We start from the raw sequence: 10,782 nt of genomic DNA, 5'->3' as shown, positions 1-10,782 counted from the left end.
GCCGGCGGCCCGCACGCGTGTGGTCAGCCCGCGCTCACCACGTCCACCTGGTCCGCCCGGACGAAGGCGATCCGGTGGCCGAGCTGGATCTGGTAGTACGTCTGACCGCGCACCACCACGTGCTTGCTCGGGTCGAACGTCACCGCCGAGTAGTACTCACCGGTGATCGGCTTCCCTTCCCCGCCCACCGCGTAGCTCTGCCCCGCCAGGAAGGTGTACGGCAGCGGGGCGAAGGCGCGCACCGCGACGCCCGGCGGGTAGTCCGAGGCGAGCGGGTACGCCACGCCGTAGACGTCGACGCGGGCGACGCCCGGCTTGGCGGTGGCGATCCAGCCGCGGCTCGGCACGGCTGTCTTCTTGGATGCCGGGTTGTGGAACCACGCCTTGACGCCGTTGTACCAGATGGCCGTCCACTCGCCGGAGCGGTCCGCCACGGCGTACTGCTGGCCGGTGGAGACGCGCGAGCCGATGTCGTAGATGCTGCGCGTGGACGTGCCGCTGCCCGGGTGCGTGCCGAAGTCCTTGACCAACGGCGCGTCCGTGGAGGGCGCGGTGTGCAGCCGGACCGCTTCGGAGCCGTGCGCGGGGCACTCGGCGGCGGTGTTGGCCGGGTCGCAGGCGGTGAACGACGGCATGTGGGTGTCGTAGTCGGGACGGATGGTCACCAGCGGGCTGCCCACGCCGGCGTCCTGCTCGATGGGACGGCCGAGCAGCTGGAAGTAGTGGTCCCAGTCCCAGAACGGGCCCGGGTCGGTGTGCATGTTGGGGATGTTCGCGGTGCCGACGCCGGGCACGTTGTAGTGGCCCAGGATGTGGTGCCGGTCGAGCGGGATGTCGTAGAGCTTCACCAGGTAGCGCACCAGCCGCGCCGAGGTGCGGTACTGCGCCTCCGTGTACCAGGTGTCCGGCGCGCGCAGGAAGCCCTCGTGCTCCAGGCCGATGGACGTGGCGTTGATGTACCAGTTGCCGGCCTGCCAGGCGACGTCCTTGTGCGGCAGGTGCTGGGTGATCGCGCCGTCCGAGGCGCGCAGGCTGTACTGCCAGGACGCGTTGTAGTCCCGGCGCTGCACCAGGTTGATGGAACCCTGGTAGTAGCCCTCCATGTTGTGGATGACCAGGTACTTGATCTTCTGGGACGCGGGCCGGTTGCCCTTGTCGTGGTTGCCGTAGGTGACGGTCCCGTTGGGGCGGGTGTACTCGCCGTACGCGGCGTCGATCCAGGCGCAGGAGACCGTGGGCGGGCACTGGGCGCGCGGGTCGCTGGGCTGGGAGGGAAGGCCGAGCATGCCGGCCTGTTCGGTGCGCGGGGCCACGGCGGTGGCGGCGAGGCGCACCTGCTGGCCGGAGTCGGTGGTACGGGCGGCCCCTTCGCCGATCACGGCGTAGACGTCGTCCGCGAACACCCGTGCGGTCTCCAGGGTGTCGGAGCCCGCGTAGCCCGCGACGGCCGCGTACCAGTCGGCGGGGTCGGCGCTCAGCGGCAGACCGAGCCCGCGCTGGGCGTCGGCGAGCAGGGCGGCGCCGCCCTCGACGTTCGCCGCGTCGTCGGTGCGCAGCTCCTCGGCGGCGAGGCCGGTGAGTTCGGCGGCCCGGTCCAGGGACTGGTAGTCGGCGGCCAGCTCCGCGGCGTCGACGGTGGCCTCCGCGGGCGTGCCGCCCTGGTCGGAGCTCACCTCGCCGTCGTGGTCGCCGCGGGGGTCCTCGGCGCCCTCGGCGTGGTGGCCGCCCGTGGTGGCGGCGAGCGCGGTGTCCGCGTCGGTGAGGTGCATCGGGCCGTAGCCGCCGACGACGCTGGGGGCGCCGTCGTGCCCGTCCCACCGGGTCTGCAGGTACGAGACGCCGAGCAGCACCTCCTGCGGTACGTGGTGGCGCTCGGCGGCCGCGGCGAACGCCCGCTGCAGGGCGGTGCCGTCGTCGTCCGCGACGACGGGCTGGGCCGCCGGCAGCAGGGGCACCGCGAGCGCGGCGGCGGCCAGGGCCCCGGCGAGCCGGGCGCGGCGCGTTCGGGGGAGCTGGGGTCTCGGCAGGTGCGTGAGCGGGTGCAAGTACGCCTCCGGTTGTCACACGGGCAGTGGTGGTGGGTGCATGTCACGACGTACCACGGTCTGGTTGCGCCGTGGTGGCGCCGAGGAAACGCGCAGGTCGGGGAGTTACGTCAGAATGCCCGCCCGGCGGGCGTCCGCGAGCCACTGCGGATAGCCGGAGAGCAGCCGGTCGAACAGGTCCCGGTCCTTGGTCTTGCGGGGGTTGTCGCCGGCGTAGAAGAAGCCGGCGTTGTCGACGATCCGGCGCTGGGGCACGGACAGTTCGTCCATCCGGCGCAGGAAGCGGAAGTGCTGCTCCTGCCCGAACCCCACGAACTGCCAGAACAGCGGCAGCTCGGCGGACTTACAGAGGAACTTCTCCGCCGCGAGCTTGCTGGTGGGCCCGCCGTCGGTCTGGAACACCACCAGCGCCGGCGCCCCGCCGCCGCGCGAGAGGTAGTGGTCGAGGACGGCGTCCATCCCCCAGTGGTAGTTGGTACGGCCCATGTGCCCGAGCCGGTCCACGATCCGGCCGATGCGCCCGGTGTAGTCGTCGAGCGCGATCTCCTCCTCCTCGTCGACCCCGGTGGAGAAGAACACGACCGGCACCACCCCGTCGTCGTCGAGGTGCGCGCACAGCCCCAGCACCTGCTCGGCGAGATGCTGCACGGTGCCGTCGTCGTAGTACGGCTTCATGGAACCGGAGTAGTCCAGCACCAGGTACACCGCGGCCCGCTGGCCCTGGAGCCCGTACCGGGCGAGCGAGTCCCCGGCGGTCTTGTACAGGCTGACCAGCCCCGGTGCGGTCTGCCGCACCTTCTCCAGGCTGATGGCCGATCCGGTCGTCTGCGACATGGATGTTCCCCCCTCGTACCGCTGAAGCGAGGGTAGCCGCGGCCGCCGGCATCCAGCAGCCGCATGCCGACATCCCGCCGCCGGATGCCGGCATGCGCTTTTCATGCGCGATCGATGCGCCGGGCGCCGGATCGTTGTCGGTGTCACGTCCGCCGTCTGTCAGGAGGCAGAAGATGAAGCACGCCCGCCACGCAGCCGTCCGCATGCTGGGCCGAGTCCGGATGGGAGGCATGTACACCTACTGGAACTTCTGGAACTGACGGCAGGGAAGCAGGCCGGCCGATGAAACGTGCACCTGGTCCGCAGCGACCGCCGGGGCCCCGAGGGCACTGGCTGTTCGGCAACAGTGAGGAGTACGACCGGGACAGGAACGGGTTCCTGGAACGGTGCCACGCCACGTACGGGGATGTCTTCTCCTTCGATGCCCGCACCGTCGTGGTGTCCTCGCCGGACCAGGTGCACGCACTCCTGGCCAGGACCAACGGGGACTTCCTCGCGGAGAACTCACCGCTCGCGGACCGTGTGGACCCCGAACGGATGGCCGGGGACGCCCAGTTGTGGACCGCCACCCGCCGGGCGGGCTGGCAGGGTCTGCACCGGCGGGTGGCGCAGGCGCACGCCGCCCGGCTGCGCGAGATCTTCCTCGACTCCGTCGGCGACGGCGAGGTGAAGGTACTGCCCGCCATGGCGGACTTCTTCAGCAGGGCCACCGCCGACTTCTGCCTGGGCGAGGACGCGGCCGGCGTACCGGAGGCCCTGGCGGGCAGCGTGGCGGCGATCGATCCGCTGTCGCGCGACTCGCTGCAGTACCCGCCGTGGTGGCCGTCGCGCCGGGTACGCCGCTTCGCCCGCTCCCGCAAGGAGCTGCTCGCCCTGATGACGGCGATCGTGCGGAAGCGGCGGGAGGCCGGCGAGTCGGCGCCCGGCGACCTGCTCGGGGTGCTGCTCGCCCCGCGCGAGAACGAGCTGACGGACCTGCAGATCGAGCGCTTCCTGCGCGGCATCATGCTGGCCGCCCTCGGCGTGCCCGCCACCGCGCTCACCTGGATCGTGTACGAACTGACCCGGCGCCCGGACGTGGTGGCCCGGATCGAGGCGGAGGCCGCGGCAGCCGAGGAGATCCCGGACCTCGGGGCGCTGCCGTACACGGAGGCGTTCGTCAAGGAGGTGCTGCGGCTGTGGCCGCCGACCTGGTTGATCGGCCGGACCGTACGCCGCGACACCGAGCTGGACGGCTGGCGGCTGCGCACCGGCGACCAGGTCATGTTCAGCCTGTACCGGCTGCACCGCGACCCGCGCTGGTGGTCCGACCCGGACGAGCTGCGGCCCGAGCGGTGGCTGGAGCCGCACACCGCGCCCGTGCGGCACAGCTATCTGCCGTTCGGCGCCGGCCCGCGCGTCTGCGTGGGCACCCAGCTCGGGATGATGCAGCTGGCCCTGACGACGGCCTGGCTGGTGCGCGACATGGACGTCGCCCGGCCGGAGCCGGGCGACGTCCCGGTGGACTTCAGCGGTCTGCTGGTACCGCGCGATCTGACGGTCCGGCTGCGGCGGAAGGCACCGCTGCCCTGATCCGCTCCCGTACGGCGTCGGCCTGGGCGGTGCGGTGCTGCGCCTCGTACAGCTCCAGCGCCCGCCGCCACGGCGCCCCGGCCGCGGCGGGGTCGTCCATCGCCTGGTGGACGTCGCCGATCCGGGCCAGGGTGTCCGCGCCCTGGTAGACGTCGCCGAGCTTCTCGCGCAGCGCGAGGGAGCGGTGGTAGTAGTCCAGGGCGCGGGGGTGGCGGCCGGCCCGGAGGGCGATGTAGCCGAGGCTGTCGAGCGCGGCCGCCTCGCCGACCGGGTCTCGGTGGCGCTGGAACAGCTCGAGTGCCTGCACGCAGTACGAGCGTGCCTTGGCGTACCGCCCCAGCCGGGCCTGGCACCAGCCGACGGCGGCGAGCGCGGCGCCCTCCCAGATCCGGTCACCGAGCTGCCGCTGCAGGCGCAGCGCGCGCTCCGCGTGGCCGAGCGCGGCGGCCGGGTCGCCGTGCAGCACCCAGGCGTAGCCGAGGGTGTGGCTGGTGTGCGCCCGGCCGGTCAGGTCACCGGTCCGCTCGAACAGCGTGAGCGCGCGCTCCAGCCGGCCGATGCCCTCGGCCGTCCGCCCGGCCTGGGCGTGGGCGTAGCCCAGATACCAGTGCGCCAGCGCCCGGTTGCCGGCGGTGCCCGAGCGCCGCGCGGCGGCGAGCGCCGACTCCCAGGCGGCGCGGCGGGGTTCGTGCAGGCAGCGCCGGATGAGGTAGGTGTCCATGGCCCACGCCAGCCGCCACACGGCGCTGTCCAGGCCCAGCCGCTCGGCGAGCCCGAGGGCGGCGAAGAGAGCGGACTGCTCCTCCTCGAACCAGGCGAGGGCGGACTCGGGGCCGGTGAGTTCCGCGTCGGGGCCGTCGCGGTCGCCGCCGCAGTCCCCGGTCGCACCCGGCATGGGCGGGCGGTTCGGCGACAGCAGCCGGTCGGCCGCACAGGCGGCGCGTACGCACGACTCCACCAGGCGCGTCAGCGCCTCCGCCCGCTCGGCGTCGGACACGTCGAGCCGGGCGCGCTCGGCGGCGTACAGGCGGACGAGGTCGTGCATCCGGTAGCGGCCCGGCCGGTGCTGCTGGACGAGGTGCGCGCCCTCCAGGCCCTGCAGCAGCGCCCGGGTGCCGGTCTCCGGCAGCCCGGCGAGGGCGGCGGCCTGGCGGACCGTGACGCCGGGCCAGGGCACCGCCCCCAGCAGCGCGAACAGCCGGGATCCGGCGTCGTCCAGCGCCTGGTAGGAGGAGGTGAAGGCGGCGCGCAGGTCCGTGCTCAGATCGCCGGTCCGCAGCGCGTCCAGCCGGGTGGCGGGGCTGCGCAGCTCCTCGGCCAGCACGGACAGCGGGAAGCCCGGGTGCAGGGCGGCCCGCGCGGCGAGCACGGCGACGGCCAGCGGGAGTCCGCCGCTGTACTCCGCGAGCCTGGCCACGCTGTCCGGGTCCGCCGCGGCGCGCTCGGCGCCCAGCTGGCGGGTGAGCAGGCCGCGGGCCTCGGCGGGCGGCAGCACGTCGAGGCCGATCAGCGCGGCGCCGTGGGTGGCGTGCAGTCCGGCGAGCCGGTTGCGGCTGGTGACGAGCACCGTGCAGCCGGGGCTGCCGGGCAGCAGCGGTTCGATCTGCGCGGTGTCGCGGGCGTTGTCCAGCACGACGAGCATCCGGCGGCCCGCGAGCAGGGTCCGGTAGAGCCCGGCGCGCGCCTCCTCCTCGGCCGGTACGGCGGCGGGGTGGACGCCCAGCGACAGCAGGAAGTGCCGCAGCGCCGCGTGGGCGGGCAGCGGGTCGTTGGCGGGGTCGAAGCCGCGGAGGTTCAGATGGAGCTGGCCGTCGGGGTAGCGGTCGAGGCGCTCGTGGGCCCAGCGCAGGGCCAGCCAGGTCTTGCCGGAGCCGCCGGCGCCGCTGAGGACGGCCACGGGCATGGCCCCGGCGGCGCGGGCGGCCCGGTCGAGCCCGGCGTGTTCGGCGGCGCGGCCGACGAACACCGGCGGGGGCGGGGGCAGCTGGCGGGGGACGGGGAGGGCGGGCCGGGCGGCCTGGGTGGCGGGCGGGGTGTCGTCGCCCAGGATGCGCTGGTGGATCCCCCGGGTCGCGCGGTCGGGTTCGAGTCCGAGCTCGTCGGCGATCCGGGTGCGCAGCCGCCGGTACACCTCCAGCGCCTCGGCGCGCCGGCCGCCGCGGTGCAGGGCGAGCATCAGCCGGCCGTGCGCGGACTCCCGCAACGGGTGGTCCGCGGTGACGCGTTCGAGCTCGGCGACGGCCTCGGCGTACCGGCCGGTGTGCAGCAGGGTCTCCGCCCGCTCCTCCACCGCGACGGCCCGCAGCTCCTCCAGCCGGGCGGTCTCCGCCGGTACGAAGGAGCCGGTGATCCCGTCCAGCGGCGTGCCGCGCCACAGGCCGAGCGCCTGGTCGTAGCGGTGCAGGGCGGCGGCGTCGTCGCCGTCCTGCGCGGCGCTGCGGGCGAGCGCCAGGCCGTCCGCGAACGCGGTGACGTCGAGCTGGCCGGGCACGAGCCGGGCGAGGTAGCCCGGCCGCCGGGTGCGGATGAGCTCCTCGCCCGCCACCGCACAGGACCGGCGCAGCTCGGAGACCAGCATCCTGATCCGCGCCGAGGGGGAACGCGGCGGCGGCTCGCCCCACATCAGGTCGGCGAGGCGGTCGACGGAGACCACGCGGCCGGCGTTCAGCAGCAGGATCGCCAGCAGGGCCCCCTGCCGTCCGGCCAGGTGCACGCGTAAGCCCCCGGCCTGCACCTCCACCGGCCCCAGCAGCCGGAACCGGATCTGCTCCCGGAGTTCGGAGCCGGTCTGCTCCCCGCGCTCGGCGTCCAAGCGGATCAGCCCTTCCCGTTCAGGAACGCACGGACGCCGTCGAGCAGCCGGTCCACGTCCTCCTCCCCGGTGTAGGGCGCGAGTCCGACGCGCAGCCCTCCCCCGTCCCCGAGGCCCAGGTGCCGGGACGCCTCCAGCGCGTAGAAGGAGCCGGCGGGCGCGGCGACGCCGCGCGTGGCGAGGAAGCGGTACGCGTCGGCGGCGTCCCGGCCGTCGAACGTGACCAGCAGCGTGGGCGTCCGGCGGGCCGCCCGCGAGTGCACGCGCACCGCGGCGTGCGCCGCCAGCTCCTCCTCGATCCTGCGCCGCAGCGAGTCCTCGCGCTCCTCCAGCGCCGTGTACGACGCGGCGAGCCGCGCACGCCGGCCGCCCTCGCCCGGACCCGCGAGCCCGGCGAGGAAGTCGACGGCGGCGGTGGTGCCGGCGAGCAGCTCGTACGGCAGCGTGCCGTGCTCGAAGCGCTCGGGGACGCGGTCCGTGGCGGGCAGCAGCTTGTCGGGGTGGAGTGTGTGCAGCAGCTCGGGCCGGGCGGCCAGGACGCCGAGGTGCGGGCCGAGGAACTTGTACGGCGAGCAGGTGAACGTGTCGGCGCCGAGCGCCTCGAGATCGGTGAGGGCGTGGGCGGCGAAGTGCACGCCGTCCAGGTGCAGATGGGCGCCGCGGTCGTGGGCGAGGCGGGCGACGGCGGCGGTGTCGGGCCGGGTGCCCAGCAGGTTGGAGGCGGCGGTGAGGGCGATCAGCCGGGTGCGGTCGCCGGTGACCGCGGCGATGTCCTCGGGTTCGATCTCCCCGGTCGCGGGGTCGAAGTCCGCCCAGCGCACGGTCGCGCCGGCGCTCTCGGCGGCCTGGACCCAGGGCCGGATGTTGGCGTCGTGGTCGAGCCGCGTGACGACGACCTCGTCCCCGGGTCCCCACCCCCTGGCGAGCGTGCGGGCGAGGTCGTACGTCAGCTGGGTGGCGCTGCGGCCGAAGACGACGCCCTCGGCCGGTACGCCGAGGAGGTCGCCCATGGCCCGCCGGGCGTCGCCGACGATCGCGTCGGCGTTGCGCTCCCCCTGGGTGACCGCGCCCCGGTTGGACAGGGGCGCGGCCAGGGCCTCGGCGACGGCCTCGATGACGGGCGTGGGGGTCTGGGTCCCGCCGGGCCCGTCGAAGAACGCGATGCCGCTCTTCAGGGCGGGGAACCGGGTGCGTATGGCGGTGATGTCGAGGGTCACCCGGACACGGTCGCCCACCCGGCAGCGTGTTTCAAGACCCACTCCGCCCGCGGATCGATCTTCCCGCCCGGGCCGCGCCCGCGCCGTCAGTGCGGCTTCAGGCAGAGGACGAAGTCGGAGCCGCTGCCGCTCTGCTTGTAGAACAGCTCCGACTCCGGCGCCTCGGCCGTGCACTTCTGCTCCGCCTCGGCGTCGGAGAGGTCGCCGTCGATCCGTGCGAGTACGACGTAGTCGGCGTTCGCCGCACCGCAGTCGACGACCTCGAGGTCCCGCGCGCCCGCGCGGTGGGCGCAGTCACCGGCCTCGGCGGAGGCGGCCGAGTCGTCCAGCGCGATCACCGTGACGAGCAGGCCGACCAGGACGACCGGGATGAGCAAGCCGATCGCGGCGCCGCGCCGCAGCAGCGGCTTGCCCGGGTCCAGCGGGGGACCCCAGCCGCCGCTGGGCTCGGCGAGCTTGGTGAACTTCCCCTTCGTGACCAGGTTCCCCAGCAGGGTGACCGGCGCGACGACCAGGGACAGGAAACCCCACCAGCCCTGTAGCAGGGTCTTGGCGGACATGCTCCGGACGGTGGCGATGCCGCAGGTGCGGCAGTACGCCTGCTCCAGCTTCAGGAAGCGCATCCTGACGATCAGGCCCTGGTGGCCGCGCACGGTCGCCTTCACGGCGGGTGCGGCCCCGCAGAACCCGCAGACGAGTCCGCCCGCGGGGGCGTCCCCGGGCTGTCCCTGGGGGGCGGCGTACGGGTTGCCGCCCTGCGGGTCCTGCGGGTTCGCGAACGGGTTGCCGCCCTGTGGCGGCTGAGGCATGGACATGCGAAGGTCTCCCCCCTCGGATTCGGAGGCCGCAGATTACTGCAGCTCAGCGCAGGTGGGGGAGATCCAAACCCAATTCTTGGCATGACCGTGACCAGCTGGAAAAATCCGGTAAAAGTGCGATGGACGCGCGCGCAGATCGGTGGAAACGTGAACGGCCCGGACCGCCTGCACGGGCGTGCCGCGGCTCACAACCGGGGGTGGTGCCCATGTCGGACGTGGAGGAACTCCTCACGATGGAGGAACTCGCCGACGAGGAGGACGCGGACAGCGTCGAGTTCGACGAGGAACCGGACGAGGCGCGGGATCCGGTGGACCAGCTCGAGACGGGTGTGGAGCTGGGCGAGCCGGACGAGTTCGAGGCGATGATCAACGAGTCCGAGGGCACGGAGGAACTCTGATGGTCTTCAGTACTTCCGCCCCGCGCGAACGCGTGAGGTTCGGCTCGGTGACGATGAACCGCCGCAGCATCTGCATGCTGAAGGAGGCCGAGCGGATCGGCGGGTTCAAACTCCGCCTCGTCCAGGGGTCGTACACGGACGGCGTCAAGGCCTCGGCGGGGACGCACTCCGGCGGCGGGGCCATGGACGTGAGCGTCCGCGGCCTGACACAGGCCCAGATCGCGCACCGCGTGCGCAGTCTGCGCAAGGCGGGGTGGGCGGCCTGGTACCGGACGGCACCGCCGTTCAGCGGCCCGCACATCCACGCCATCGCCGTCGGCGACCCGGAGCTCGCCGAGATCGCGGCGAGGCAGGTCGCCGACTACAAGCAGGGGAGGAACGGCCTCAAAGGCCACGGCCCCGACAACGGCCCCCGCGTCGACCCCAGGTTCTACTCACCCGCTGTCCTCGCCCGATACGTCACCAAGGCCGGCCGCGTCTACGCCGACGCCACGATCCTGGCGTTCGTGTCCCGGCGCTTCGAAAAGCGGAGGACCGAGTTCAGCTCCGGCAAGTCCCGCCCGCACATCGAGCACGTCCAGCGGGCGCTCAAGGAGGTGGGTCTCTACCCCTTCGAGATCGACGGGAAGTGGGGCCCCAAGACCCACCAGGGCTACGCGAACTGGCGCAAGCGGCTGGGCGTGAAGGACGCCAACGGCGTCGTCTCCCCCGCCAGTCTCGACGCGCTGGGCCGCAAGACGGGCAACTTCCGCGTCAAGTCCTCCAAGGCGGGCAAGCGCACCGCACCGCCCTTCCCGGGCACGGACGCCTTCGGTCCGGGCAAGGTCAACGACCACGTCACGCGCCTCGGCCGGCAGCTGATCCGCCTCGGCTTCGACGAGTTCTACAAGGTCGGCCCGGGCCCGAGATGGAGCGACGCCGACCGCAACGCGGTCCGGGCGTTCCAGCAGTCCCGCGCCGAACTCCGCAACGACGCCGACGGGTTCCCCGGCAAGGAGACCTGGCGGCTGGCCCACGAGCTGCCCACCCGGCGGTAGCCGGGAACCCGGCGCGGGGCCACGCGCGTGGGAGGGGCCGCCCCGGCGG

General features: G+C 73.8%; 8 protein-coding genes. 3 read left to right on the top strand and 5 right to left on the bottom strand.

What is annotated here, in order from left to right; all coding sequences use genetic code 11:
- Nucleotides 1–23: 23 nt before the first annotated feature.
- Both AB0M28_RS38275 and AB0M28_RS38270 read right to left on the bottom strand, forming a co-directional pair.
- Entirely contained in the window at nucleotides 24–2,045 is a 2,022-nt protein-coding gene (locus AB0M28_RS38275; RefSeq protein WP_365415078.1) for an N-acetylmuramoyl-L-alanine amidase, read from the bottom strand.
- Between the two features lie 105 nt (nucleotides 2,046–2,150).
- Nucleotides 2,151–2,879 carry a VWA domain-containing protein gene (locus tag AB0M28_RS38270; protein ID WP_365415076.1) on the bottom strand — a complete coding sequence of 243 codons (729 nt, stop codon included), beginning with the start codon at nucleotides 2,877–2,879 and terminating at the stop codon, nucleotides 2,151–2,153.
- Nucleotides 2,880–3,161: 282 nt separating this feature from the next.
- Here AB0M28_RS38270 and AB0M28_RS38265 point away from each other — a divergent pair, with 282 nt between their 5' ends.
- Nucleotides 3,162–4,451: a cytochrome P450 gene (locus tag AB0M28_RS38265; protein ID WP_365415074.1), complete on the top strand. Its 1,290-nt coding sequence runs from the start codon at nucleotides 3,162–3,164 to the stop codon at nucleotides 4,449–4,451.
- Here the strand turns inward: AB0M28_RS38265 and AB0M28_RS38260 are convergent.
- The 3 genes from AB0M28_RS38260 to AB0M28_RS38250 form a co-directional block, all read right to left on the bottom strand.
- On the bottom strand, nucleotides 4,387–7,263 hold the full coding sequence (locus AB0M28_RS38260; protein WP_365415072.1) for a BTAD domain-containing putative transcriptional regulator: 2,877 nt from the start codon (nucleotides 7,261–7,263) through the stop codon (nucleotides 4,387–4,389). The two genes, AB0M28_RS38265 and AB0M28_RS38260, sit on opposite strands and share 65 nt — an antisense overlap.
- 5 nt (nucleotides 7,264–7,268) lie before the next feature.
- A complete protein-coding gene (locus AB0M28_RS38255; protein WP_365415070.1) occupies nucleotides 7,269–8,480 on the bottom strand; it encodes a cysteine desulfurase-like protein in 1,212 nt (403 codons plus the stop codon).
- Nucleotides 8,481–8,566: 86 nt separating this feature from the next.
- Nucleotides 8,567–9,295 carry a hypothetical protein gene (locus AB0M28_RS38250; protein ID WP_365415068.1) on the bottom strand — a complete coding sequence of 243 codons (729 nt, stop codon included), beginning with the start codon at nucleotides 9,293–9,295 and terminating at the stop codon, nucleotides 8,567–8,569.
- A gap of 209 nt (nucleotides 9,296–9,504) precedes the next feature.
- Between AB0M28_RS38250 and AB0M28_RS38245 the strand changes: the two genes are divergently transcribed.
- Nucleotides 9,505–9,696, top strand: coding sequence for a hypothetical protein (locus tag AB0M28_RS38245; protein WP_365415066.1), 192 nt, complete (start codon nucleotides 9,505–9,507; stop codon nucleotides 9,694–9,696).
- Nucleotides 9,696–10,733 (top strand): peptidoglycan-binding protein, encoded by a 1,038-nt coding sequence (locus AB0M28_RS38240; RefSeq protein WP_365415064.1) that lies wholly within the window; start codon nucleotides 9,696–9,698, stop codon nucleotides 10,731–10,733. The genes AB0M28_RS38245 and AB0M28_RS38240 overlap by 1 nt, the downstream gene beginning before the upstream one ends.
- The last annotated feature ends 49 nt before the right edge of the window (nucleotides 10,734–10,782 follow it).

The organism is Streptomyces sp. NPDC051940 (genome assembly GCF_040680895.1).
GTDB lineage: Bacteria > Actinomycetota > Actinomycetes > Streptomycetales > Streptomycetaceae > Streptomyces.
Note: the sequence above shows the minus strand (reverse complement) of the source record. Positions and strands in the feature narration are given on the sequence as shown.

Excerpts from the sequence above, each read along its gene's own strand:
- AB0M28_RS38265 (WP_365415074.1), top strand. The coding sequence starts at position 3,162 with ATGAAACGTGCACCTGGTCCGCAGCGACCGCCGGGGCCCCGAGGGCAC.
- AB0M28_RS38245 (WP_365415066.1), top strand. The coding sequence starts at position 9,505 with ATGTCGGACGTGGAGGAACTCCTCACGATGGAGGAACTCGCCGACGAG.
- AB0M28_RS38240 (WP_365415064.1), top strand. The coding sequence starts at position 9,696 with ATGGTCTTCAGTACTTCCGCCCCGCGCGAACGCGTGAGGTTCGGCTCG.
- AB0M28_RS38270 (WP_365415076.1), bottom strand. The coding sequence starts at position 2,879 with ATGTCGCAGACGACCGGATCGGCCATCAGCCTGGAGAAGGTGCGGCAG.
- AB0M28_RS38250 (WP_365415068.1), bottom strand. The coding sequence starts at position 9,295 with ATGTCCATGCCTCAGCCGCCACAGGGCGGCAACCCGTTCGCGAACCCG.